17 protein-coding genes are annotated in these 24189 nt (G+C 71.7%); 6 read left to right on the top strand and 11 right to left on the bottom strand.

All coding sequences use genetic code 11. The features are described 5' to 3' along the window. Nucleotides 1-15 precede the first annotated feature (15 nt). The 6 genes from trmFO to uvrA all read right to left on the bottom strand — a co-directional run bounded on the left by trmFO (nt 16) and on the right by uvrA (nt 8087). Nucleotides 16-1431: a methylenetetrahydrofolate--tRNA-(uracil(54)-C(5))-methyltransferase (FADH(2)-oxidizing) TrmFO gene (trmFO, locus tag ACXJ1Y_RS08475; RefSeq protein WP_463849608.1), complete on the bottom strand. Its 1416-nt coding sequence runs from the start codon at nt 1429-1431 to the stop codon at nt 16-18. A gap of 81 nt (nt 1432-1512) precedes the next feature. Further along, nucleotides 1513-1659, bottom strand: a complete 147-nt coding sequence (locus tag ACXJ1Y_RS08470) for a DUF1127 domain-containing protein (RefSeq protein WP_243928606.1) — start codon at nt 1657-1659, stop codon at nt 1513-1515. A gap of 269 nt (nt 1660-1928) precedes the next feature. Further along, nucleotides 1929-2216, bottom strand: a complete 288-nt coding sequence (locus tag ACXJ1Y_RS08465; protein WP_463849607.1) for a GCG_CRPN prefix-to-repeats domain-containing protein — start codon at nt 2214-2216, stop codon at nt 1929-1931. Nucleotides 2217-2354: 138 nt separating this feature from the next. Continuing rightward, a complete protein-coding gene (locus tag ACXJ1Y_RS08460; protein ID WP_243951748.1) occupies nt 2355-3323 on the bottom strand; it encodes a S1C family serine protease in 969 nt (322 codons plus the stop codon). A 217-nt stretch (nt 3324-3540) separates the two neighbouring features. Next, a complete protein-coding gene (locus tag ACXJ1Y_RS08455) occupies nt 3541-4524 on the bottom strand; it encodes a transporter family protein (protein ID WP_463849606.1) in 984 nt (327 codons plus the stop codon). A gap of 476 nt (nt 4525-5000) precedes the next feature. Beyond that, entirely contained in the window at nt 5001-8087 is a 3087-nt protein-coding gene (gene uvrA / locus ACXJ1Y_RS08450; RefSeq protein ID WP_463849605.1) for an excinuclease ABC subunit UvrA, read from the bottom strand. Between the two features lie 265 nt (nt 8088-8352). Here uvrA and ACXJ1Y_RS08445 point away from each other — a divergent pair, with 265 nt between their 5' ends. Beyond that, nucleotides 8353-9507, top strand: a complete 1155-nt coding sequence (locus tag ACXJ1Y_RS08445) for an MFS transporter (protein WP_463849604.1) — start codon at nt 8353-8355, stop codon at nt 9505-9507. Between the two features lie 17 nt (nt 9508-9524). On the opposite strand, the gene ACXJ1Y_RS08440 is transcribed toward ACXJ1Y_RS08445, so the two are convergent. Continuing rightward, on the bottom strand, nt 9525-10544 hold the full coding sequence (locus ACXJ1Y_RS08440) for a zinc-binding alcohol dehydrogenase family protein (RefSeq protein ID WP_463849603.1): 1020 nt from the start codon (nt 10542-10544) through the stop codon (nt 9525-9527). A 97-nt stretch (nt 10545-10641) separates the two neighbouring features. Between ACXJ1Y_RS08440 and ACXJ1Y_RS08435 the strand changes: the two genes are divergently transcribed. The 5 genes from ACXJ1Y_RS08435 (at nt 10642) to ACXJ1Y_RS08415 (ending at nt 20075) form a co-directional block, all read left to right on the top strand. Next, nucleotides 10642-11001 (top strand): winged helix-turn-helix transcriptional regulator, encoded by a 360-nt coding sequence (locus tag ACXJ1Y_RS08435; RefSeq protein ID WP_463849602.1) that lies wholly within the window; start codon nt 10642-10644, stop codon nt 10999-11001. A 97-nt stretch (nt 11002-11098) separates the two neighbouring features. Further along, nucleotides 11099-13156 carry a methyl-accepting chemotaxis protein gene (locus ACXJ1Y_RS08430; protein WP_463849601.1) on the top strand — a complete coding sequence of 686 codons (2058 nt, stop codon included), beginning with the start codon at nt 11099-11101 and terminating at the stop codon, nt 13154-13156. A 245-nt stretch (nt 13157-13401) separates the two neighbouring features. Next, entirely contained in the window at nt 13402-15342 is a 1941-nt protein-coding gene (locus ACXJ1Y_RS08425) for an autotransporter assembly complex protein TamA (protein WP_463850070.1), read from the top strand. Then, nucleotides 15342-19667, top strand: coding sequence for a translocation/assembly module TamB domain-containing protein (locus tag ACXJ1Y_RS08420; RefSeq protein ID WP_463849600.1), 4326 nt, complete (start codon nt 15342-15344; stop codon nt 19665-19667). The genes ACXJ1Y_RS08425 and ACXJ1Y_RS08420 overlap by 1 nt, the downstream gene beginning before the upstream one ends. A 90-nt stretch (nt 19668-19757) precedes the next feature. Then, the gene (locus tag ACXJ1Y_RS08415) at nt 19758-20075 is read left to right on the top strand and encodes an HPr family phosphocarrier protein (protein ID WP_463849599.1); all 318 of its coding nucleotides are present in this window, start codon (nt 19758-19760) and stop codon (nt 20073-20075) included. A gap of 198 nt (nt 20076-20273) precedes the next feature. On the opposite strand, the gene ACXJ1Y_RS08410 is transcribed toward ACXJ1Y_RS08415, so the two are convergent. The 4 genes from ACXJ1Y_RS08410 to ACXJ1Y_RS08395 all read right to left on the bottom strand — a co-directional run bounded on the left by ACXJ1Y_RS08410 (nt 20274) and on the right by ACXJ1Y_RS08395 (nt 23933). Further along, nucleotides 20274-20975, bottom strand: coding sequence for an endonuclease III domain-containing protein (locus tag ACXJ1Y_RS08410; protein ID WP_463849598.1), 702 nt, complete (start codon nt 20973-20975; stop codon nt 20274-20276). Nucleotides 20976-21008: 33 nt separating this feature from the next. Continuing rightward, entirely contained in the window at nt 21009-21245 is a 237-nt protein-coding gene (locus tag ACXJ1Y_RS08405) for a hypothetical protein (protein ID WP_463849597.1), read from the bottom strand. Nucleotides 21246-21341: 96 nt separating this feature from the next. Then, nucleotides 21342-22436, bottom strand: a complete 1095-nt coding sequence (locus ACXJ1Y_RS08400; RefSeq protein WP_463849596.1) for a CobW family GTP-binding protein — start codon at nt 22434-22436, stop codon at nt 21342-21344. A gap of 18 nt (nt 22437-22454) precedes the next feature. Further along, nucleotides 22455-23933, bottom strand: a complete 1479-nt coding sequence (locus ACXJ1Y_RS08395) for a D-alanyl-D-alanine carboxypeptidase family protein (RefSeq protein WP_463849595.1) — start codon at nt 23931-23933, stop codon at nt 22455-22457. Between the last annotated feature and the right edge of the window lie 256 nt (nt 23934-24189).

Raw genomic sequence — 24189 nt, 5'->3', positions numbered from 1 at the left:
GGGTCGGGCGCGGCGCTATTCGGCCGCCGCCTGGACCGGCTGACCGCCCGCCATCCAGGCGGCGAGGTCGTCCCGCGCCCGGTCGGTGAGGGCGCGCTTCTTCAGGGCGGCCTTCTCCGGCCCACGCAGGCGGCGCCCGGCCTCCCCGCGCGGCATCCGCTCCAGCGGCGGGAACAGCCCGAAATTGACGTTCATCGGCTGGAACGAGCGCGGGCCGCTGCCCTCCTCGGCCGAGACGTGCCCGCCGGTGATGTGGGCGATCAGGGCGCCTAGCGCCGTCGTCTGGGGCAGGGGGGCGAGCGGCGCGCTCGCCGCCTCGGCCACCGCGAAGCGCCCGGCCATCAGGCCCACGGCGGCGCTCTCCACGTAGCCCTCGCAGCCGGTGATCTGCCCGGCGAAGCGCAGGGCGGGCCGCGCCTTCAGGCGCAGGGTCGCGTCCAGGAGGCGCGGGCTGTCGAGATAGGTGTTCCGGTGAAGGCCGCCGAGCCGGGCGAACTCCGCGTTCTGCAGGCCGGGGATGGTGCGGAAGATCCGAACCTGCTCCGAATAGGTCAGCTTCGTCTGGAAGCCGACCATGTTGTAGAGGGTGCCCAGAGCGTTGTCCTGCCGGAGTTGGACGATGGCGCAGGGCTTCCGGTCGGGAGCGCGAGGATTGGTGAGGCCGACCGGCTTCATCGGCCCGTGGCGCAGGGTCTCGGGGCCGCGTTCGGCCATGACCTCGATGGGCAGGCACCCGTCGAAATAGGGCGTGCCCTCCCATTGCTTGAAGCCGATCTTCTCGCCGCCGATCAAGGCCGCGATGAAGGCGTCGTACTGCTCCCGGTCCATCGGGCAGTTGAGGTAGTCGGCCCCTGTGCCGCCCGGCCCCGGCTTGTCGTAGCGCGACTGGAACCACGCCACGTCCATGTCGATGGACTCGCGGTGCACGATCGGCGCGATGGCATCGAAGAAGGCCAGCGACTCGGCGCCCGTGAGCGCGCGGATGCCCTCGGCGAGATCGGGGGCGGTGAGGGGGCCCGTCGCGACGATGCACGGCCCCCATTCCTCCGGCGGAAGCCCGGCGACCTCCTCCCGCACGACGGTGACGTTGGGATGCTGTTCGAGGGTGGCCGTCACGGCGGCGGAGAAGCCCTCGCGGTCCACGGCCAGCGCCCCGCCCGCCGGGACCTGATGCGCATCGGCGGCGCGCATGATCAGCGAGCCGAGGCTGCGCATCTCCTGGTGCAGCAGCCCGACGGCGTTGCCGTTGGCGTCGTCCGACCGGAAGGAGTTGGAGCAGACGAGTTCCGCCAGCCCTTCGCCGTGATGCGCCTCCGTGCGGCGCACGGGGCGCATCTCGTGGATCACGGCATGGTGACCGGCTTCGGCGACCTGCCAGGCGGCTTCGGACCCGGCGAGACCGCCGCCGACGATGTGAATGGTGTGCGTCATGCCTGAAAATAACGGAGGGCCCCCACCCGGATCAACGGGTGACGGCCCTTCAATCGTCAGGCGGGCGTGAGCCCCTTGAGATCAGGAGCGCGCGATGCCCGGGATGTCGGTGCGGTTGATGCCGAGATCGGCAAGATCGCGATCCGACAGGCGCGAGAGCTGGGACACCGTATCGCGGTAGCGGAGGTAGGCGCGGACACGGGACAGAACGCTGCGGGCGGCAGACATGGAACTCTTGGCCTCTCATGAGGCAGACGGTGCCGAAAGCAGGGGCACCGCTGCCTGTTGTTGATGCATTGCACATATAGACCGGTTGCGGCGCAGCGTCAGAGCCAAGGCCAAGCACCTGCCCTGCGCCGATGTCATAGCCAGCTTAAGACTCGTGCAACTTTACCCCGTGGTCATTCTATAGGCGCATGCATCGGCAGGAGCCGGACACGCAAAAGGTGCCCCGCCGGCTGGCGGGACGCCTTTCCAATTCGCGGCTGCGAAACGGCCTAGTAGAACGGGCGAGGCCCGTAAAAGCCGTAGGGCCGATAGATCGGCCGGGGCCGGGCATAGCCGTATCCGTAGCCGTAGACCGGCACCGGACGCCGCCAATAGGGGCGGGGGCCGTAGCCGTAGTTCGGGCGGCAGACGCCCCAGGGGTTCGGGTGGAAGCCGGGGCCGCAGCCGCCGGCGGCCTGCGCCGAATCCGCGAGGCCAAGCCCGCCAGCCACCAGCGCGGCGGCGAGCAGGGCCGGCTTGACGAGAGCCTTTCCGCGAAGGGTGCTCACGAGTGCCATGAGATGATCTCCATCGTCTCCCGGCGCCAGGGCGCCGGTTCGAGAGGGAGAATTGGGCCGGCGACCTGAACGGACCCTGAGATTACGGTTGTGGAACGTGCAGGGTCCAGGCGTTTTCGCGGCAGCGTTGTGGCGCCCTCAATGGACCGAGGGCGTCCGCAGGAAGGCGTGGCGATCACCGGACACGATGGTGAGCAGCAGCGTGCGCCCGTCCCGCCGGATCGTCAGCGGGATGCGGGCCCCGGCCGTCCCCAGCGCCCAGATCGAGCGGAACATGGCCGCGAGGTCCGCGATGGGCTCGCCCGCCACCGCCGCGATCACGTCCCCGCCCTGCAGGCCGGCGCCCTCGGCGGGGCCCCCGTCGGCGAGGCCCATGATGACGATGCCCTCCTCGCTCTCCGTGGCGTAGATGCCGAGCCAGGGGCGGGGGGCCTGGTCGGCCCGGCCGCGCATGCGCAGGTCATCGAGGATCGGCGGCAGCAGGTCGATGGGCACGACCATGTTGATCGCGCGGCCCGCCGCGCTGCCCCCCTGCTGCAATTGCAGGGAGCCGATGCCGAGAAGGTCGCCCTTTGGCCCGATCAGCGCCGTGCCGCCCCAATGCGGGTGCGAGGGCGCGGTGAACAGCGCCTCGTCGAGGACGTATTCCCAATAGCCCGCGAATTCCTGCCGAGCGATCACCTCCACGGCGACGCAATGGGAGCGGCCACCGCCCCCCGCCAGCACCGCCTTGTCCCCGATCTTGAGGGAGGACGAGCGGCCGAGCCTTAAGGAGGACGTGCCGAGATCGCCCAGGGCCTGGACGAGGCCAAACCCGGTGGCGGCATCGAAGCCGAGGACGTGCCCCGGCACGGACCGGCCCTCGCGGGTCGTCAGCCAGACGCTCTCGGCCTCCATGACGAGGTAGCCGACGGTGAGGACGAGCCCGTCCTCGCCGATCACCACCGCGTTGCCCGCGCGCTCGGTGCCGAGGGTCTCCGCCGTGAACCCGTCTTCCGGCACGCGGCTCGACAGAGAGACGACCGCGCCGATCGCCCGGTCGAGGTCGTAGCTGTAATCGGCGGCCTTCGGCTGGACCTGAACCGGGATCTTGCGTTCGCCCTGCATGGTCGGCGCCTCTTGGCCTCGCACAACCTGCGGACGCCTCGTCGGCCGTCCGCGTGAATCGTCAGTTCGACGTAAGTAGGCGACCCGAGCCCGCCCGACACCCGGTGCGGCGGCGGGGCCGGGTTGCCCGAACGACGAACGCCCGGCCTCCAGGGGAGACCGGGCGTCGGCGAGCGCGGGGGATGCGGCGCCTGGGGCGCCGCATCCGATGCCGTTCTCAGTACTTGCGAACCAGCGGAGCCGGGACCGGGGAAACGGCGGCGGCGGGGCTGTACAGCGGGATGATGAAGCGGATCCAGCCGTCGGTGGAGTAGTTCTCGCGGGCGGCGCGGAAGGCGGTCGCCGGGATGGTAGAGCCGGTCACGACGTCGCGGGCGACGTAGGCCTGAACCTTGAACACCTTGAAGTCGTAGCCGACGAGACCGCCGAGGGCGAAGCGGCCACGGTTGCCGGCCGCCGCGCTGAGCGGGCTGATGTCGAAGTTGTAGGTGCCGTAGCCGACGGCGCCGATTTCGAAGTTGCCGAAGGTCTTCGTGGCCGTGAGGTCGAAGTTCAGGGCATCCGAGAGGCGCAGCGGGCCGATGAAGGCGCCCACGCGACCGTCGAACCGGCCGGGGGAGTCGTAGATGTTGGCGGTCAGGTTGGCGGTCAGGTTCCAGCCGTCACCCGTGTAGCTGCCGGCGACGCCGAAGCGGTAGGTGTTGGAGGAGAGCTGCGGCAGAACCGGGGTGGCGGTCGCACCGTTGGCGGTGATGATCGAGCCGCGGTCGCCGTTCAGGTCGTTCAGGTACACGCCGCCGAGCAAGCTGACGCCGAAGTTGCCGCCCAGGTCGAACGCCCAGATGCCGCCGACGAAGGTGCCGACGTTGATCGAGATGTCCTTGTTGGCGACGCCGGCCGGGTTACGGGTGAAGGCGAACACGGTCGGGGGAGCCACGAGGAGCTCGATGCGGCCGCCGAACGGCACCAGCGGGGTCGACCACACGAGGACCGGGATGTTGACGGCCGTATCGGGATCGTTCCGGCCGTCGGTGCGGCGGTAGGTGAAGGTGTTCAGGGCGTAGATGCCCTCGGGGAGCGGCGCGCCAATGGCGAGACCGACCTGCTCACCCGGGACAGTAGTGGTCTGCGCTTGCGCGATCGTCGACGTCATTCCGACCGAGAGCGCGACCGCGCCGGCCGCGAGCCAGTTCTTCATCATTATATCGGTCCTTCCCAAGGTCTCTGGCTTCCGTCCCGCATTCGGCATTACCGTGCCGGTCACATCCGCTTCTGCGGTGGCCGTCCGATTCAATGCCGAGCGCCCCCACGGAGCCGCCCCGTCTCAACGTCTCGGACTATTCTACAAAGGACCTCGGAAAGACAGAGCAATGCTTGCCGGTTTGGCAGGTTGGAGCAAACCGTTGCGCAAAAGCCGCATTTTTGCCGCGTTGCAACACATGCCTAAGACGGCCCGTTCGGCAAAATATCGTTGAACGGTCAAGCTGTTGTCCCAGTCAGAGACGGGACGAACCGGCAAGGCCCCCGCCCCCGCCCCGGGGCGGCGCGAGGCCCCGTCGGGGCGCCCGACAGGCGAATCTTTGGGTTGCATAAGCCCCGGACGACCGTTCCCGGGGTCGAATCATGCCGCTTCGGCAGGCGCTTCGCCCACCGAACCGGCAGAAACTGCCGACTCGCCTAGCCGGCGGCCTTTCGGCGGGGGGCGGGCTTGGCCGCGCGCCGCTCCAGCACCTCGCGCAGGAACCGCCCGGTATGGCTCGCCTTCGACGCGGCGATCTCCTCCGGCACGCCCACGGCCACGACCTTGCCGCCGCCGTCGCCGCCCTCGGGGCCCATGTCGATCACCCAATCGGCGGTCTTGATGACCTCCAGGTTGTGCTCGATGACGACGACGGTATTCCCCTGGTCGACAAGCTCGTGAAGCACTTCCATCAGCTTCGCGACATCATGGAAGTGAAGTCCTGTCGTCGGCTCATCGAGGATATACAGCGTGCGCCCGGTGGCGCGCTTCGACAATTCCTTCGACAGCTTGACCCGCTGGGCCTCGCCGCCCGACAGGGTGGTCGCCTGCTGGCCGACGCGGACGTAATGCAGGCCGACGCGCTTCAGCGTCTCCATCTTGTCGCGGATCGAGGGCACCGCCTTGAACAGCTCCGCCGCCTCCTCGACCGTCATGTCGAGGACGTCGGCGATGGACTTCTCGCGGTACTTCACCTCCAGCGTCTCGCGGTCGTAGCGCTTGCCCTTGCAGACATCGCAGGTGACGTAGACGTCCGGCAGGAAGTGCATCTCGATCTTGATGACGCCGTCGCCGGAGCAGGCCTCGCAGCGCCCGCCCTTCACGTTGAAGGAGAAGCGCCCCGGCTGGTAGCCGCGCGCCTTGGCCTCCGGCAGGCCGGCGAACCAGTCACGGATCGGGGTGAAGGCGCCGATATAGGTGGCGGGGTTCGAACGCGGGGTCCGCCCGATGGGCGACTGGTCGATGTCGATGACCTTGTCGAGATGCTCCAGCCCCTCGATCCGGTCGTAGGGCGCCGGGTGCTCCACCGCCCCGTTCAGCTTCTTGGCCACCGCCTTGTAGAGCGTGTCGATCACGAGGGTCGACTTGCCGCCGCCCGAGACGCCCGTCACGCAGGTGAAGGTGCCGAGGGGGACGGCGATGTCCACGTCCTTCAAATTGTTGCCGCGTGCGCCGAACACCTGAAGCGTGCCCTTGCGGCCCTTCCGCCGGGCGGCGGGCATCCGCACCGCCAGCTCGCCGGTCAGGTACTTGGCGGTGAGGGAGGCGGGGTTCGCCAGCACCTCGGCGGGCGTGCCCTGGGCGATGATCTCGCCGCCATGGATGCCGGCGCCGGGGCCGACATCGACCACGTAATCGGCCTGGAGGATGGCGTCCTCGTCGTGCTCCACGACGATCACCGAATTGCCGAGGTCGCGCAGGCGCTTCAGCGTGCCGAGCAGCCGCTCGTTGTCCCGCTGGTGCAGGCCGATGGAGGGCTCGTCGAGGACGTAGAGCACGCCGGTCAGGCCGGAGCCGATCTGGCTGGCGAGGCGGATGCGCTGGCTCTCACCGCCGGAGAGGGAGCCGGAGCCCCGCGCCAGGGTCAGGTATTCGAGGCCGACATCCATCAGGAAGCTCAGCCGGTCGCTGATCTCCTTGAGGATGCGGATGGCGATCTCGTTCTGCTTCGCGGTCAGCTTCTCGGGCAGGTCGGCGAACCATCGGTGCGCCTTGCTCACCGACAGGTCGGTGACGTCGCCGATGTCGTGCATCGCCACCTTCACCGCCAGCGCCTCGGGCTTGAGGCGCTTGCCGAGGCAGGCGGCGCAGGGCGTCTCGCTCATGAAGCGCCCGATCTCCTCGCGCACGGCGTCGGAATCGCTCTCCTTGTAGCGGCGCTCCAGGTTCGGGATCACGCCCTCGAAGGGCTTGTTGACCGAATACCGGCGCAGGCCGTCGTCATAATAGAAGCGGATCGACTCGCGGCCGGACCCGTAGAGCACCACGGCGCGGTCGGCGTCCCTCAGCTTGGCCCAGGGGGTGGTGGTCTCGAACCCGAAATGCGCGGAGAGCGCGTCCAGGGTCTGGCCGTAATAGGGGGAGGTGGATTTCGCCCAGGGCGCCACCGTCCCGCGCTTCAGGCTGAGGGCCGGGTCGGCGATGACGAGTTCGGGGTCGATCCGCATCTCGTGGCCGATGCCGCCGCAGGTCGGGCAGGCGCCGAACGGGTTGTTGAACGAGAACAGGCGCGGCTCGATCTCGGCGATGGTGAAGCCGGAGACCGGGCAGGCGAAGCGCGACGAGAAGGTGATCGACGGGGCCTCCTCTCCCTCGGCCACGTCGGCGAACACGATCTCGGCGATGCCGTCGGCGAGGTCGAGGGCGGTCTCGAAGGAATCGGCCAGGCGTGAGGCGATGTCGTCGCGCACCACGATCCGGTCGACCACCACGTCGATGTCGTGCTTGAGCTTCTTGTCGAGCTTCGGTGCATCGTCGATGGCGTAGAACTCGCCGTCGATCCGCAGGCGCTGGAAGCCCTTCTTCTGGAACTCGGCGATCTCCTTGCGGTACTCGCCCTTGCGGCCCCGCACCACGGGAGCGAGCAGGTACAGGCGGGTCTTCTCCGGCAGGGTCAGCACCCGGTCGACCATCTGCTGGACGGTCTGGCTCTCGATGGGCAGACCGGTGGCCGGCGAGTAAGGGATGCCGACCCGCGCCCAGAGCAGGCGCATGTAGTCGTAGATCTCGGTGACGGTGCCGACCGTCGAGCGCGGGTTCTTCGAGGTGGTCTTCTGCTCGATGGAGATGGCCGGCGAGAGCCCGTCGATCTGATCGACATCGGGCTTCGACATCATCTCCAGGAACTGGCGGGCATAGGCCGAAAGCGATTCGACGTAGCGGCGCTGCCCCTCGGCGTAGATCGTGTCGAAGGCGAGCGACGACTTGCCCGAGCCCGAGAGGCCGGTGAACACCACCAGCCGGTCGCGGGGGATCGTCAGGTCGACGCTCTTCAGATTGTGCTCGCGGGCGCCCCGCACGGAGATGACGCGCTGGTCACGGGCCGCAGGACCGGCCGAATCGAACAGCTTCTCCAGCTTGGCGTCGATGGACGCCTCGGCCTTGGCAGAGGCGCGCGGAGGCGCCTTCACGGCCGCCTTCGCCGTCGTCTTAGCCGTCGTCTTGGCGCCGGCCTTGCCGGCGGCGGGACGGGGGCTCGCGGGTTCGGCGGCCTGCTTCTGGGCTCCGGCACGGGCTCTGGCCATGAGGGCGGCGGTCTTTCGAGGCGTCGACGCGGATGGGGAGGCGTCCGGTGAACCGGCCGCGGCACCGGCTCATGTCGATCCCCGCTGGCCGATGGCAAGGTGCGACGGTCCATTCGCGGACCCGCCCCCGCGTGAGCTTGCTAGAACGAAATGAGTACGCGGGCAACCGGCCCCACGCAGGGCAGATTGGCGCCGGGCTGTCTTGCGGCCACGCGCGGGCCGCCCCAGAGGTGTGGCTCCGCCACCCGATTGCCGACGCCTGCCGATGCAGATCCTCGCCGCGACCGAGCCGCGCGCCGCCCATTCCCGCGACGGCGCATGGTCCACCCGCCTCCTGTTCCTCATCGTCGGAATCGGCACCGCCGCCTGGGCGCCGCTGGTCCCGCATGTGAAGGCGCAGGCCGGCTTGAGCGAGGCGCAACTCGGCCTCCTGCTGCTCTGCCTCGGCATCGGCTCCATCGCGGCGATGCCTCTCGCGGGTGGTGCGGCGGCCCGCTTCGGCCTGCGCCCGGTGGTGCTGTTCGGCACGGGCGCGGTCGCCCTGCCCCTGCCGATCCTCGCGAACGCCGATTCGGCGTGGCTGCTCGCGCCCTGCCTGCTCCTGTTCGGCGCGGGGATGGGCGCGGTCGATTGCGCCATGAACCTCCAGGCCGTCGCCGTGGAGAAGGCGAGGGGACGCCCGATGATGTCGGGCTTCCACGGGCTCTACAGCCTGGGGAGCCTCGTCGGGGCGCTGGCGGCGGGGGCTTTGCTCTTCGCCGGCCTCGGGATCGGCACCACGACCCTGCTCGCGGTCGCCGCCATCGCCGTGATGTTGGCGGCCTCCTGGCCCGGCATCCTGGCGCGAGCCGCCACGGCGGGCGGCCCGGCCTTCGCCCTCCCGCGCGGGATCGTCCTCGTCATCGGCATCCTGTGCTGCATCACCTTCCTGACGGAAGGCTCGGTGCTCGATTGGAGCGCCGTGTTCCTGTCGCAGGACCGGGGGGTCGATGCCGCGCGGGCGACCCTCGGCTACGCCGCCTTCTCGGTGACGATGACGGCGGGCCGGCTCGCGGGGGACGGGATCGTCGCGTGGCTCGGGCGGAGGCGCGTCCTCGTCCTCGGCGGGCTCTGCGCCGCCGCCGGCCTCGCCCTCACGGTCCTCGTGCCGGCCTGGGAGGCGGCGCTGGCCGGCTACGCCCTGGTCGGGGCGGGCTGCGCCAACATCGTACCGGTGCTGTTCACCGCCGCCGGACGACAGACGGCGATGCCCCCGAGCGTCGCCGTGCCGGCGGTCACGACCTTCGGCTATGCCGGGGTGCTCGCAGGCCCGGCACTGATCGGTTTCGTCGCCCAGGGCACGAGCCTGCCGACCGCCTTCCTGACGGTCGCGGTGCTGCTGGTGGGCGTCGCGGGGGCGGGGCGGGTGCTGCGCCTGTAGGGCCCCCGCGCCCCAGCCTAATCCGCGAAGCCTTCGAGGACGATCTTGCCCTTGGCCCGGCCGGACTCGATCAGGGCGTGGGCCCGCCGGAGGTTTTCCGCATCGATGCGCCCGTAATTCTCGCCGAGCGTCGTGCGCAGGCGTCCCCCGTCCACGAGCCGCGCGACCTCGTTCAGGAGCCGCCCCTGCTCGGCGATGTCGGCGGTGGCGAACATCGAGCGGGTGAACATGAACTCCCAGTGCAGGGACAGGCTCTTCCGCTTGAGGACGGAGATGTCCAGGCTCTCGGGGTCGTCGATCAGGGCGAAGCGCCCCTGCGGCGCGATCAGTTCGGCGATGGCGGCGAGATGCAGGTCGGTGTTGGTGGTCGAGAACACGAGGCCCGGCGCGCCGATCCCGAGGGCCGCCACCTCGGCGGCCAGCGGCTTCCCGTGGTCCACGACGTGGTGGGCGCCGAGATCCCGGCACCATTGCGCCGTCTCGGGCCGCGAGGCGGTGGCGATCACCGTGAGGTCGGTGAGCTGCCGGGCGAGCTGGATCGCGATGGACCCGACACCGCCCGCCCCGCCGACGATGAGCAGCGCAGGGGCCGCACCGGGCACGGGCCGGCCCGTGTCGAGCCGGTCGAACAGGGTCTCCCAGGCGGTGATCGCCGTAAGCGGCAGGGCGGCGGCCTGCGCCCAATCGAGGCTCTCGGGCTTGCGCCCGACGATCCGCGCATCGACGCAATGAAACTGCGCGTTCGTCCCGGGGCGGCCGAGATCGCCGGCATAGAACACCGCGTCACCGACGGCGAACTCCGTCACCTCGGCGCCGCTGGCGACGACGGTGCCGGCGGCGTCCCATCCGAGCACCTTGGTGCCGCCGGCCTCCGGCTCGGCCCGGCGCCGGACCTTGGTGTCCACCGGGTTCACCGAGATCGCCTCGACCTTCACGAGCAGGTCGCGCGGTCCCGGCTCGGGCTGCGGCAGATCGAGGTCGACCAGCGCCTCGTCCTGGGTGATCGGCAGGGACTTCCGGTATCCGACGGCGCGCATCGCGACCTCCTCGCATCGAGGCCCGCGTGATGCCGCCGCTCTTCCAAGCGCGCAAGTACGCACATAAAAGGCCACTAGTGTCGAAAAGGATACCGCCATGGCCCGCACCCGCCATCACAGCGGCGATTGCAGCCCCGGCTGCGCCGTCGAGGCCACGCTCCGGCTCATCGACGGCAAGTGGAAGGGCGTGATCCTCTACCACCTGATGGAGGGGACGCTGCGCTTCAGCGAACTCCGGCGCCGGCTGACGAGCGTCACCCAGCGGATGCTCACCAATCAGCTCCGGGAAATGGAAGCCGACGGGCTGATCGCGCGACGGGTCTACGCCGAAGTCCCGCCCAAGGTGGAGTACAGCCTGACCGAGCGCGGCCGCTCGCTGCAACCTGTCATCTTCGCGCTGAAAACTTGGGGAGACCTGCACACCGGACAAGCAGATTCGACCCAATCTGCGGCTTAAACGAGCAAGCCACCGCGATCACTGTCCGGCCCCGGCAACGATAATTTTATCAACTTACATGAGTATTGACCTCGCAAACACTACTTCTGGCTGAATCATGACCCTCCTCGCGACGCTCCATTCCCGCATCCTGGCCGTCGCGTTCGCACCCTGCCTCGCCTTCGCGGGCGCGGCGGGCGTGTCGATCTCGGATCAATGGACGCGCCGCGCCGAGATGGTCCAGGTGGAGGATCTCGTGGGGCTGTCCTCGCGGATCAGCGCCTTCGTCCACGAGGCGCAGCGGGAGCGGGGCGCCTCCAGCCTGTTCCTGGCGGCCAAGGGCGCGCAGTTCGGCCCCGAACTGAGCGCGCAGCGGGTGCGCACCGACGCGGCGCTCTCGGGCCTGAAGGAGGCCGTCGCGGCGGGGGGCTTCGCCGCCATGGGCGGCGCGGCCGCCGCCTCGGCCAAGGATTTCGCGGACAAGCTCGACGGCCTCGCGGCGCAGCGCAAGGTGATCGACGGCCTGTCCATCCCCGCGCCGCAGGCCGGCGCCTTCTATACGGGCATGATCGGCGCCGGCCTCGGCCTCGTGCGCGCCATGGGCGGGGCCATGGACGAGGCGTCCATCGCCGCCCACGCCCAATCCTATGCCGCCTTCCTGATGATGAAGGAGGCCGCCGGCCAGGAGCGGGCCGCCGCCTCGGCCGTCTTCGCCTCCGGCCAGTACGACCTTTCCGCCGCCCGCCGCCTCGCGACCCTGACGGCGGACCAGGGGACCTACACCAAGCTGTTCCGCGCCAGCGCGTCGCCCGCGCAGGCCGCCGCCCTCGATGCGGCGGAGGGGAGCGCGCCCGCCCGCGAGGTCGCACGGCTGCGCGAGTCGCTGCTCGCCCTCACCCCCGGCGAGGCTCCCTCCTTCCGCGACGCGCCGGGCTGGTTCAAGCTCGCCACGCAGCGCATCGACGGCCTCAAGGGCGTCGAGGACCAGTTGACCGGCGAGTTGGTCGGGCAGGCGCGCTCCCTGCACGCGGAGGCCGAACGGCTGCTCTGGCTCTGGATCGGCGGGGCGCTCGCACTGCTTACGGCCTCGGTCGGCATCGCGGCGGCGCTCGGCACCGCCATCAGCCGTCCGCTCACGCGGGTGGCCCGGGCGCTCACCCTCATCGGCCGGGGCGACGCGGAGGCCGAGACGGTGGTGCTGCCGGCCGGCGGCCCGCGCGAGTTGCGGGCGATCACCGACGCCGCCGTCACCTTCCGCGAGAGCGTCACCGAACGCCGGGCCGCGCAGGCGGCGCAGGAGCGCATGGCGCTGGACCACGCCGCCGCCCAGCGCCAAGCGGCCAAGCTCCTCGCCGACGATTTCGAGGGACAGGTCGGCAGCATCGTGGAGGCGGTCTCGGCGGCCGCGAACCAGCTCGAATCCTCGGCCCTCGGCATGGCCAAGGCGGCCCGCGACACGACCGGCCTGAGCCGGGCGGTCGCCAGCGCCTCGCACTCGGCGGCGGGCTCAGCCGACGCGGTCGCCGCCGCGACGGAGGAACTCTCGGTCTCGGTGCGCGAGATCGCCTCGCAGGTCGGCGCCTCGGCCAACCTGGCCGCCACCGCCCAGCGCGACGCGGACGGCGCGGCCGACGAGGTGCGCCGCCTCGCGGAGGCCGCCGCGAGCATCGGCGAGATCGTCGGCATGATCTCCAGCGTCGCCGCGCAGACCAACCTTCTCGCCCTCAACGCCACCATCGAGGCCGCCCGCGCGGGCGAGGCGGGGCGGGGCTTCGCGGTGGTCGCAGCGGAGGTGAAGGAGCTCGCGGCCCAGACCACCCGCGCCACCGAGGACATCGCGGCCAAGGTCGGCGAGATCGCCGGGGCGACGGACGCCTCGGTGCGGTCCATCGGCGGGATCGCCACCATGGTCCGCGATCTCGCGCGGATCGGCTCCGACATCGCCGCCATGGTCGAGGAGCAGGGCGCCGCCACCGCCGAGATCGCCCGCACCACCGTGCAGACCTCGCAGGACACCCGCGCCGTCTCCGGCCATGTAGCGGGGGTCGATGAAGCCGCCGCCACGGCGAGCCACGGATCGGATCAGGTGCTCACCGCCGCGAGCGATCTGTCCCGTCAGGCGGGGGCGCTGCGCGGAGCGGTCGCAGGCTTCCTTTCACAGGTCAGAGCGGCCTGAATCGCAGCTTCGCCACAGAGTCGTCTCATTTGCGGCGTGACGTGACAGGCCGGGGCCGCGCCATCGTGCGGCCATCGGGCAGAGGTGAGTGTGCGCCCCCGGCGAGGCGCTGAGCGAGACGTGGGGGCGTCGAGCATGAATCGGAACGCGTACGGCCAAACCGACTGCTTTCAGGCCTGACGGCTGCAGCCCGCTTGGTGTTCCTTCGACGTCCGTTCTCCCTGCCGCAGGGGGTTGCCCGCGCGGTGCTGATCGCCTGGGCGGCCGGTGCCGCCGGCTTGGCCCTGCCGGAGCCCGCCCGCGCCTTCGATCTGTTCGGCCTGTTCGACTCCGAGCCGGAGCCGCCGGCCCCGAGCCCGACCGCTCTGCCCTATGCGGCCAAGATCACCGGCACCGACGATTCCGACGTCCTGACCGCCGTGCAGGACGCCTCCGCCCTGTACCGCCTGCGCCAGGAGGCGCCCCCGGACGGGGAGGGGCTGGTGCGCCGCGCCGAGGCGGACATGCTGAAGCTCGCGGACGTGCTGTCCGGCTACGGCTATTATCAGGGCCGGGCGGAGGTGCGCGTCGATGGCGTGCCCGTCACCCCCGGCCGGACCGAGGCGGCGGTGCGCGCCGCCGAACGCTGGCGCAACCGGGGCCTCGTGCCGGTGAAGGTCGCCGTCGATCTCGGGCCGCTCTACACCCTGCGCCGGATCGCGGTGCGCGACCGGGCCGGGCGGCCCTTCCCGGACGACGTGCTGCCGCCGCGCCTCACCCGCGTCGATGACGACGTGCCGGCCCGCTCCGCGACGGTGCTCGCCCGCGAGGCGGCCATCGTCGATAATTTCCGCGCGCAGGGGCACCCCTTCGCCAAGGTTGTGGACCGCGACCCCGTCGTGGACGATTCCGCCCACGTCATGGACGTGACCTTCACCCTCGATCCGGGGCCGAAGGCCGGGATCGGCGCGGTGAGCGTCCGGGGCGCGGAGGGCATGGACCCGGCCACGATCCGCTCCTTCATCTATGCGGAGCCGGGCGATCCGTACTCGCCGCAGGCGGTGTCGGCGATCCGCCGCTCGGTGGCGCGCCTGGAAGGCATCGGCGCCGTGCGGGTGCGCGAGGGGACCGAACTCGACGCGGACGGCAACCTGCCGCTCTTCGTGGAGGTGAGCGAGCGCGAGAAGAACCTGATCGGCGTCTCGGCGCGCTACTCGACGGTCGATGGGCCGGGGGTGCGGGCCTACTACGCCAACCGCAACCTGTTCGGCGGCGGCGAGACCTTCCGCCTCGACGCCGATCTCTACTATCTCGGCCTCGGCTACGATCCCTTCGCCCAGCAGCGCAAGCAGGCGGGCATCGGCACCAACGGCCTCGGCGGGCGCCTCTCGGCGACCTACGTGCAGCCCGCCCTCTGGGGTACCCGCAACGACTTCCTGGCGAACGCCTTCATCACCCGCGAGGTGCAGCAGAGCTACCTCGTGGACGGCGGCGGCATCTCCGGCGCGATCCGCCATCGCTTCTCGGACACGTTCTCGGCGCAGATCGGTCTCGACGCGCAGGCGGGCCGCTCGCAGGACGCGCTGGGCACGGTGAACTACCGGCTGATCGGCGTGCCGGCCTCCGTCACCTACGATTCCACCGACAGCCTCCTCGACCCCACCAAGGGCTTCCGCGCCATCGCGTCGCTCGCCGCCTATCCCGGCGGCCTCTCCGATCCCGGCATCGTCGTCGCGAAGGCGCAAGGCTCGACCTATTATTCGCTGGACGACGAATCCCGCTTCATCCTCGCCGGCCGCGTCGGCTTCGGCTCGGTCTCGGGGGCGAAGCTCGGCGAGATCCCGGACAATTTCCGCTTCTTCGCGGGCGGCGGCGGCTCGGTGCGCGGCTACCCCTACCGGACGCTCGGCCCCATCGGTCCGTTCAACCTGCCCATCGGCGGGCGCAGCCTGCTCGAAGCCTCCATCGAGGCGCGGATCAAGGTGACGGACACGATCGGCGTGGTGCCGTTCTTCGACGCGGGCACGGCCTTCGCCTCGTCCCTGCCGAACTTCGATGAGACCATCCGCAAGTCGGTGGGCATCGGCCTGCGCTACTATACCGGCATCGGCCCGATCCGCGCCGACCTCGCCTTCCCCCTCGACGCCTACAAGGGCGGCCATGTCCGCCCCGCCGTCCTGTATCTCAGCCTCGGGCAGGCGTTCTGATGGCCTTCTTCACGCACAAGACCGGGGCGGCCCTGCTCGCCGCGCTCCTCTGCCTCGTCACCCTCGCGCCGCTCGCGCCCCGCGCGGAGGACGGCGACAAATCCGTCCTCGGCGGGCTCCTGTCGAAGGCGCTCTCCACCCCCGCCTCCCGTGTCACCATCGGCGCCGTGGACGGTGCCCTCTCCGCGGACGCGACCATCCGCGACGTGGCCGTGAGCGACCGCGCGGGCATCTGGCTGAAGCTCGACAAGGCGCGGATCTCGTGGCGGCGCCTCGCGCTCCTGTCAGGCCGGCTGGAGGTCGACACCCTGGAGGTCGGCCGGCTGGAGGTGCTGCGGCGCCCGCTGCCCGGCCCGACGCCGGAGGAAGCCAAGCCCGACGGCAAGTTGCTGCCGGACCTTCCGGTGAAGGTCGAGATCAAGGGCTTCAAGCTCGCGGAGCTGGTGCTCGGCGAGGAGATCGCCGGCCAGCCGGCCCGGCTCTCGGCCCAGGGCAGCGCCAAGCTCGGCGCGGCGAGCGAGGGCCTGGACCTGCGCGCCGAGGCCAAGCGCCTCGACGCGGCCGGGTTCTTCCGCCTGACGCTCGCCTATGTGCCGAAAGGCGACAAGCTCGAACTGAAGGCCAACCTGCTTGAGGAGGCGGGCGGCCTGCTCTCGAAGGCCGCCTCGATCCCCGGCGCGCCGCCCATCGCCTTCGACCTCGACGGCAAGGGCACCCTGGACGCCTGGAACGCCACCCTCGATTTCACCGCCGGCCCGGAGATCGGCGCCAAGGGCGGCGCGAAGATCTCCCGCATCGGCGCCGAGCGGCGGCTCTCCCTCGATCTCGCCGCGCGGATCGAAGGTTTGGTGCCCGGCCCGGCCGCGTCGATCTTTGCCGGCACGACCAAGCTCGACGGCGGACTCTCCTTCGCCGACAGCGGCGCCTTCCGCATCGACCGGCTGGAACTGGCCTCCCGCACGGCGCGGCTGTCGGCCGCCGGCGGCATCACTGCCGACCGGGTCGCCGACCTGACCCTTCAGGCCCGTGCCCTGCCGACCGAGGGCGAGGTGACGAAGGCGGGTGAATCCGAGATCGCCAAGCTCGTCTTCGACGGCAGCCTCAGGGGTCCGCTCACCACCCCGACCGTGCGCGGCAAGCTCGATGCCGCCGGCATCCGCAGCCGCGATTCCGACCTTGGCAAGGTCGCCGCGACCCTCTCCGTCGAGCCGGAGGGCGACCCGAAGGCGGGGCGCTTCGCCATCATGGCGGACGGCGACGCCGAGGGGCTGCGCCTCGCCGATCCGGCGCTGCGCCGCGCCATCGGCTCGGCGGCGAAGCTCACCCTGCGCGCCAGCGCCGGCCCGGACGGGGTGATCGACGTGTCGCGCCTTTCCGCCATCTCCGACACCGCGCAGGCGTCTTATGTCGGGCGGCTCGGCCAGAACGTGCTGGCCGGGACTCTCCAGGCCTCGCTGCCCGACCTCGCCGCCTTCTCCGGCCTCGCCGGGCGGGGCCTCTCGGGGAGCGTCGAGGCCAAGGCGCGGCTCTCGGGCGATCCGGCGCGCAAGGCGCTCGCCGCCGACCTCACCGTCACCGGCTCCGGCCTCGCCACCGGCAGCGGCCCGGCCGACCGCCTCCTCGGCCGGGGGCCGACCCTCACCGGCCGGGTCTCGCGGACCTATGACGGCTACGGCTTCGATCATCTGCGCCTCGAAGGCGCGGGCCTGCTCGCCACGCTGCAGGGGCAGGCGACGGCCGCCGCCGCCGACGTCGCCGCCCGCGTCGACCTCAAGAGCCTCACCGACCTCGATGCGCGCTTCACCGGCCGCGCCGCCCTCGACGCGCGGCTGACCGGCTCCCTGGAAAAGCCCGACCTCGCCGCGACGCTCACCGCCCCCTCGGCGACCGCCGACGGGCGGCCGATCCGTAACCTCGCCGTCGAGGCCGCCCTGCAAGACGCGACCGGCGCGGCGGACGGCACCGTGAAGCTCTCAGGCGACGTCGGCGGCAAGCCCCTCTCCGGCGGGGCGCATGTCGCCCGCGCCGCGCTGCCGGCCGGCACCGACTGGGTGCTCGACCGGCTCGCCCTCACCCTCGGCTCGGTGGCGATCGAGGGCAACGCGGCGCTCGCCGAGGCGACGCAGCTCGCCGCCGGGACCCTCGCCGTGCGGGCGGGAAACCTCGACGACCTCTCGCCGCTGAGCCCGGAAGCCCTCGCCGGGCGCCTCGACGCCACCGTCACGCTCACCCGCGACGGCGGGCGCCAGGGCGCGGTGATCCGCGCGACCGGCGCGAACCTCCGCTACGGCGACACGGCGCTGGCCCGGCTCGATGCCGACCTGCGCGGCGCCGACATCCGCGCCCGGCCGGTCCTGGACGGGCATCTCGACGCCGACCGGATCGTGGCCGCCGGCCAGATCATCGACACGCTGCGCCTCGCCGCCACCGGCACCGCGAGCGCCAGCGACGTGGTGCTCACCGCCCGCGCCCGGGGCTTCGCCCTCGACGGCGCCGCCTGGCTGATCCCCGCCGAGGCGACGCGGATCGAGATCGCCCGGCTCTCGGCCGCGCGCGGCGCCGACCGCTTCGCCCTGACGGGTCCGGCCACGATCACCCTCGCCGAGGGCGGGGCGGTGATCGACGGCCTCTCCATCGCCGCCGGTTCGGGCCGGGTGCAGGTCTCCGGCCGGGCCGGACAGAACCTCGACCTGAAGGTCGCGATCCGCGCGCTGCCCCTGTCCCTCGCCCGGATCGCCTCGCCCGACTTCGCCCTGTCGGGCACCCTCGACGGCGAGGCGGACGTGCATGGCCCGGCGAGCCGGCCGGAGGGGCGCTACGCCCTCAAGGTCGCGCGCCTCGTCGCACCGCAGACCCGCAGCGCCGGCCTGCCGCCCATCGAGGCCGAGGCGCGCGGCACGCTCTCGGACGGACAGGCCAGCCTCGACGGGCGGGTGAGCGCCGGGCGGGGCATGGCGCTGACCCTGTCGGGCTCGCTCCCCGTCGAGCCCGGCGGCCCCCTCAACCTGCGCGGCAAGGGCACCCTGGACGCGGCGCTGGCGAACTCCGTGCTCAGCGCCACCGGCCAGAGCGTCGGCGGCCGGGTCGCCATCGACGGCGGCGTCACCGGCACCCTCGCCGCGCCCCGCGCCGAGGGCAGCGCCACCCTGTCGGGGGGCAGCTTCACCGATCCGCTGAACGGCATCCGCTTCACCGCCATCGAGGGCCGCGTGACCGGGCGGGGCGACAGCCTCGTGGTGGAACGCCTCACCGCCTCGACCCGCAACGGCGGGCGGGTCGCCACCTCGGGCAAGGTCAACCTCGACCCGGCCGGCGGCTTCCCCGGCGCCTTCCGCCTCACCGCCGAGCGGGCGGAACTGGTCTCGAGTTCCCTCATGACGGCGGTGGCCGGGCTCGACCTGTCGCTCTCCGGCCCGCTCGCCCGCACGCCGAAGATCACCGGCCGGGTCGATGTCGCCTCCATCGACGTCGCGGTGCCCGACCGGCTGCCCGCCACGGCCCGGCCGCTTCCGGGCGTGCGCCACGTCAACACCCCGCCGGAGCTGCGCGCCCGCCTCGCCAAGCGCGCCGAGGCGAAGGCCGTCCGGGGACGGGGGCGCGGCAAGGCGGCCGCGCCCTTCGACGCCACCCTCGACGTCTCGGTCGATGCACCGAGCCACATCTTCGTGCGCGGCCGGGGCATCGATGCCGAACTCGGCGGCTCGCTGCGGGTGACGGGCTCCTCGCGCGATCCCCGCGCCAACGGCGAATTCTCCATGCGCCGGGGCCGGTTCGACCTCGTGGGCCAGCGTCTCGATTTCGACCGGGGGCGGATCACCTTCGCCGGGAGCCTGACGACCCCCGATCTCGACTTCTCGGCCCAGACCAAGGCTGGCGACGTCACCGCCCGCGTGGCCGTCTCCGGCCCGGCCGACGCCCCGCAATTCGCCCTGACCTCGGACCCGTCCCTGCCGCAGGACGAGATCCTGTCGCGCCTGCTGTTCAAGAAGGCGGCGGGCGGGCTCTCGCCATTCCAGGCGCTGCAGCTCGCCCAGGCCGTGGCGCAGCTCTCCGGCGGCTCGGCCGGGCCCGACGTGTTCGAGCAGGCCCGCAAGGGGCTCGGCCTCGACAGCCTCGACGTCTCGACGGGGGCGAGCGGCGGCCCGGCGCTCGGCGCCTCGCGCTACATCTCCGACCGGGTGAGCATCGGCGTGAAGGCCGGCGCCAAGCCCGCCGACACCGCCGTGGGCGTCGATGTCGACGTCACCCGCCGGATCAAGCTCAAGGGCGAGGCGGGCAGCGACGGCCGGACCAGCCTCGGGGTCGGCGCGGAATACGAATGGTAGCCCTTCCCCCGGTGTTTTGCGGGCGCCGGGATCGACTTGGTCGGCTCATGATCTAGTCTTCTCCCCGGCCGGACCACCCCAGCGAGACCGATGGACGACCTCTACGAGAGCGACGACAACCCTCCGGTGCCGGAGGGCGGCTTCCTGCGGAAGCTGCCGATCATCAACCGGCGCGGCCTGCATGCGCGGGCCTCCGCGAAATTCGTGCAGACGGTCGAGCGGTACGATTCCATCGTCACCGTCACCCGCGCGGGCGAGACCGTGGGCGGGCGCTCGATCATGGGGCTGCTGACGCTGGGCGCGGCCATGGGCACCCGCATCGCCGTCACCGCCGTGGGCGAGGACGCGCAGGAATGCCTGGACGCCATCGAGGCGCTTCTCGCCAACAAGTTCGGCGAGGACGAGTAGCGCCCGTCAGAGCCCGGCTGGACAGCGGCACTCGTCCCTTTCGCCCCCCTCATCCTGAGGTGCCGGCGCGCAGCGGCGGCCTCGAAGGAGGGCTCCAGGGATCGCGGAGACTTCTGGAGCCCTCCTTCGAGGCCCACTGACGCGGGCACCTCAGGATGAGGCTTCGAGTGGGATAGAAACGACTTTCCGGTTCGCCGCTCAGGCCGTCTTCTCCGGCCAAGTGCAGATCTCGGCGACCGGGCAGCGCGGGCAGGCGGGTTTGCGCGCCGTGCAGGTGTCGCGTCCGTGGCGGAACAACCAGATGTGGGCGCCGTCCTTGTAGGCGTCGGGGACCAGGGCGGCGAGGCCGTCCGCCACCGCATCGACGGTGCGGCCGGGCGCCAGGGGGATGCGGTTCGAAACCCGGAAGACATGGGTGTCGACGGCGATCACCTTCTCCCCGAAGGCGAAGTTGGCCGTGACCTCGGCGGATTTCCGGCCGATCCCCGGCAGGCGCTGCAGGTCGGCGGCGTTGCGGGGCACCTGCCCGCCGAACTCGGCGGCAAGCGCCGCGCAGAACTTCAGGATCGCTCGTGTCTTCGACGGCCCGAGGCCGACCGGGCGGACGATCGTCAGGATCGCATCCTCACCGAGCGCCAGGAGCGCGTCTGGCGTGGCGGCCTTCGCGAACAACTCGTCCGAGACGCGGGCGACGGTCGGGCCGGTGGATTGCGCCGAAAGCAGCACGCTCACCAGCAGGCGGAACGGGTCCTCGACCGCGAGACCGGCCTTCGGGTCGGGATCGGCCCGCGCGAGGCGGGCCATCACCGCCTCGACGCGCCCGGCCTCGCCGGCCGGCCCCGTCTCGTGGGAACGCGGGGCGCGGGCCCGCTTGAGGCCATGGATGATGTCGCTCGCCATGGGGCGGAGGTAGGGCGCCCTGGCGCGGGCCGCTCAGGCTGCGACGTCGGGGCTCCAGCCCTCCGGGCGCACGCCGAGGAAGGCGCCATCGGGAATCGGGCGGCGGGTGGGCGTGCTCGCCGTGGGACGCTCCGGCGCACTCGCGTCCCGCAGGGCGGCGAGACGGCGCCGCAGGACCGCGCCGACCGCTTCCAGCCGCGCCCGGCCGGGCTTGGCACGGGGGGCCAGCTCGCCGAGGCCGCCCTGGATCACGGTGAAACGTCGCGCCATCGTCTGTCCCGCTCTGAAGCGTTCCGTCCCGGTTCGGGACGAGCCGGCGCCCGCGGGGCGCCTCGTGCCCCGCGCGGTTCAAGGACGGTGCCGCGCTCAGCCGCCGGGGATGGCGAGGGGGTTGTCGGTCAGGGCGGCGGCGTCCGGGGCATCGAGGCGGGGCCGCCCGAGGAAGGCGTCCCACAGGCGCTGGACGAAGGCCGGGTCGAGATCGGCGAGGATCAGGACGAGCCGCGAGGTCCGGTCGGGATCGGGCCAGGCGGGCAGGGTCACGGGGGCGTGGACCACGTGCTGCACCCCGTGCACGACGAGGGGCCGCTCGGGATCGTCGGCCAGCGCGACGAGGCCCTTCATGCGCAGGATCTTCGGCCCGTGGCCCGAGCGCAGCAGGTCGAGGAACATCTCGAAGGCCGGGCGCGGTATCGGCTTCTCGCTCGTGAGGCAGATCGCGCGGATCGCGGCGTCGTGCCGGTTCACGTCGAGGCCGGATTCCGGCTCGTCCGCCAGCGCCGCCGCGCCGAGCCACACCTTCACGTCCTCATTCTTGCCGTCGAGCCCGAACAGGCCGCCGAGCAGGTCGTCGGGGGGCGTGTCGGCCGGCAGGACCGGCGCGGCCGGGTTGAGTGCGGCGAGCCGGGCGCGCAAGTCCGCCGTATCGGGGGCAAGGTCTTCCTTGGTGAGCACCAGCCGGTCGGCCACCGCCGCCTGCCGCATGGCCTCGGGGTGGGCGTCGAGGGTCGCAGTGCCGTGGACGGCATCCACCACCGTCACCACCGCCTGCAGCCGGTACCGCATCACCAGATATGGGTGGTAGATCAGCGCGTGCAGGATCGGCGCGGGGTCGGCGAGGCCGGTGGTTTCGATCACCACCCGGCGGAACGGCGTGATGCGGCCGTTGTCGCGCTGGCGCAGCAGGTCTTCGAGGGTCGCGATCAGGTCGCCGCGCACGGTGCAGCACAGGCAGCCCGCGCCGAGGAGCACCATGTCCTCGTCCACCGTCTCGATGAGCAGGTGGTCGAGGCCGATCTCGCCGAACTCGTTGACGATCACCACCGTGTCGGCGAGCGACGGATCGCCAAGCCAGCGGTTGAGCAGGGTCGTCTTCCCCGCCCCGAGGAAGCCTGTGAGCACCGTGAGCGGGATCGGCTCGGGGCGCCGAGGATCGGGCGGCGGCGGGGCGGGTAGCGACATGGTGGGTGGGTTTCGGGCCTACTCGTCGGCTTTGGCGGAGGCTTTCTTGGCGGGTTTGCCGGCCGGCTTGGCGGCGGGCTTGGCCGGGACCGGCTTATGGGCGGCTGGCTTGCCGGCGCCCTTCGCCTTCACGAGCCCCTTGCCGGGCTTGGCCTCCGGCATCCCCGCCGACTCGGAGGCGGTGTAGGCGCTCGCCGCATGCGGGAGCGAGGCGCCCGACGCGGCCTTGGTCGTACCCTTGGCGGCGCGGGCCTGAGCGGCGGCCTCCTTGGCGGCCTGGCGCTTGGCGAGTGCCGCCTCGCGCTTGGCCTTGGCGGCTTCGAGCCGCGCGGCGCGGACATTCGCGGCGGCGGCCTGGGCCTCGGCAGCCTGCTGGGCGAGGATCTGCTGGCCCTCGGCCGGATCGCGGCCGATCCAGACGGCGACGGGCTGCAACGGCGCGCGGGGCGGCAGGGTGCGGGCGCGCATGGCGGGGCTGGAGAAGGCCGCCAGCGCCAGGGACGGCGAGGAGGCTGCCGAACCGCCGACGAGCTGGGCGGCGGTGGTGGCGCCGGGGGAGGCCGTCACCGCGCCGGGGCCCTCGTCGATCGCCGGCACCTTCTTGCCGCCGCAGACGTAGGGCCGCATGTCCGGCGGGGCGCCGACCCCCGAGGCCGGCAGGGCGTCGAGCCCCGGCCCGCCGCCGCCATCCTGGGCGAAGCCGTAATCGAACAGGTCGGCGGTCTTCACGTCGCGCTCGCGGGCGCTCGGCTGGCCCATGACGATGGCGACGATGCGCCGTCCGCCCCGCGTCGCGGTGGCCACCACGTTGAAGCCGCCGGAGCAGATGAAGCCGGTCTTCATTCCATCCGTGCCGGGATAGCGGCCGAGCAGGCCGTTATGGTTCGGGATCACCGCCCCGCCGAACTGGATGGCCGAGATCGAGAACAGGTCGTGGTCGTCGGGGAAATCGCGGATCAGGGCGCGGGCGAGCACCGCCATGTCGCGGGCCGAGGTCCATTGGCGCGGATCGGGCAGGCCGTTCGGATTGGTCCAGCGACTGTCCGACATCCCGATCCGGCGGGCGGTGTCGTTCATCATCGAGGAGAAGCCGTCGACCGAGCCGCCGAGGCTCTCGCCGACGGCATAGGCCACGTCGTTGGCCGACTTCACCATGATGATCTTGAGGGCGTTGCCCAGGGTCAGCTGCGTGCCAGGCTTGAAGCCCATCTTGGAGGGAGGCTCGGCCGCCGCGTTCGGCGAGATGGTGATCAGCGTGTCCATCGAGGCCCGCCCCTGGCGGACGAGGTCGAGGGCCACATAGGTCGTCATCAGCTTGGTGATCGAGGCGGGATACCAGGGATCGGTCGGCGCCTGGGCGTAGATCACCCGACCGGAATCGACATCCGCCACCAGGATCGGCACCGTCACGGCCCCCGCCGCCCCGCCGAGACCGGCGAGGAGGGCGACGGTGCCGGCGGCGCGGGCCAGGAGACGGCCAATTGTGTGATTGAGCATCGGACCTGTCTCGTCGTGAGGCGGCCTTGGCCGCTCACACCGGAGGAAAACGCGCGTCGAACATGCCTTCAACGCACGCTCCATGGCGATACGATGGCGGCGGACTCACCTGTGTGAACCGGGGGAAGGTCGAAGCAGGCGTAGGGTGAAGGAAACGCTGCCGCGCGGGGCGCGGGGTTGCGCGCGCCCGTCGCCGTGGCGCAACACGGATCTGGCGCCGGATCGGCGCCTGTCAAACATTCGGCAATCGGCAGGG

The organism is Methylobacterium sp. TK26 (genome assembly GCF_055361565.1).
The sequence above is the reverse complement of the archived record's forward strand: the minus strand, read 5'-3'. Positions and strand labels throughout refer to the sequence as shown.

What these genes read in the sequence shown, in the direction of transcription:
- trmFO (WP_463849608.1), bottom strand. Translation starts at nt 1,431, where the DNA reads ATGACGCACACCATTCACATCGTCGGCGGCGGTCTCGCCGGGTCCGAA.
- ACXJ1Y_RS08470 (WP_243928606.1), bottom strand. Translation starts at nt 1,659, where the DNA reads ATGTCTGCCGCCCGCAGCGTTCTGTCCCGTGTCCGCGCCTACCTCCGC.
- ACXJ1Y_RS08465 (WP_463849607.1), bottom strand. Translation starts at nt 2,216, where the DNA reads ATGGCACTCGTGAGCACCCTTCGCGGAAAGGCTCTCGTCAAGCCGGCC.
- ACXJ1Y_RS08460 (WP_243951748.1), bottom strand. Translation starts at nt 3,323, where the DNA reads ATGCAGGGCGAACGCAAGATCCCGGTTCAGGTCCAGCCGAAGGCCGCC.
- ACXJ1Y_RS08455 (WP_463849606.1), bottom strand. Translation starts at nt 4,524, where the DNA reads ATGATGAAGAACTGGCTCGCGGCCGGCGCGGTCGCGCTCTCGGTCGGA.
- uvrA (WP_463849605.1), bottom strand. Translation starts at nt 8,087, where the DNA reads ATGGCCAGAGCCCGTGCCGGAGCCCAGAAGCAGGCCGCCGAACCCGCG.
- ACXJ1Y_RS08445 (WP_463849604.1), top strand. Translation starts at nt 8,353, where the DNA reads ATGCAGATCCTCGCCGCGACCGAGCCGCGCGCCGCCCATTCCCGCGAC.
- ACXJ1Y_RS08440 (WP_463849603.1), bottom strand. Translation starts at nt 10,544, where the DNA reads ATGCGCGCCGTCGGATACCGGAAGTCCCTGCCGATCACCCAGGACGAG.
- ACXJ1Y_RS08435 (WP_463849602.1), top strand. Translation starts at nt 10,642, where the DNA reads ATGGCCCGCACCCGCCATCACAGCGGCGATTGCAGCCCCGGCTGCGCC.
- ACXJ1Y_RS08430 (WP_463849601.1), top strand. Translation starts at nt 11,099, where the DNA reads ATGACCCTCCTCGCGACGCTCCATTCCCGCATCCTGGCCGTCGCGTTC.
- ACXJ1Y_RS08420 (WP_463849600.1), top strand. Translation starts at nt 15,342, where the DNA reads ATGGCCTTCTTCACGCACAAGACCGGGGCGGCCCTGCTCGCCGCGCTC.
- ACXJ1Y_RS08415 (WP_463849599.1), top strand. Translation starts at nt 19,758, where the DNA reads ATGGACGACCTCTACGAGAGCGACGACAACCCTCCGGTGCCGGAGGGC.
- ACXJ1Y_RS08410 (WP_463849598.1), bottom strand. Translation starts at nt 20,975, where the DNA reads ATGGCGAGCGACATCATCCATGGCCTCAAGCGGGCCCGCGCCCCGCGT.
- ACXJ1Y_RS08405 (WP_463849597.1), bottom strand. Translation starts at nt 21,245, where the DNA reads ATGGCGCGACGTTTCACCGTGATCCAGGGCGGCCTCGGCGAGCTGGCC.
- ACXJ1Y_RS08400 (WP_463849596.1), bottom strand. Translation starts at nt 22,436, where the DNA reads ATGTCGCTACCCGCCCCGCCGCCGCCCGATCCTCGGCGCCCCGAGCCG.
- ACXJ1Y_RS08395 (WP_463849595.1), bottom strand. Translation starts at nt 23,933, where the DNA reads ATGCTCAATCACACAATTGGCCGTCTCCTGGCCCGCGCCGCCGGCACC.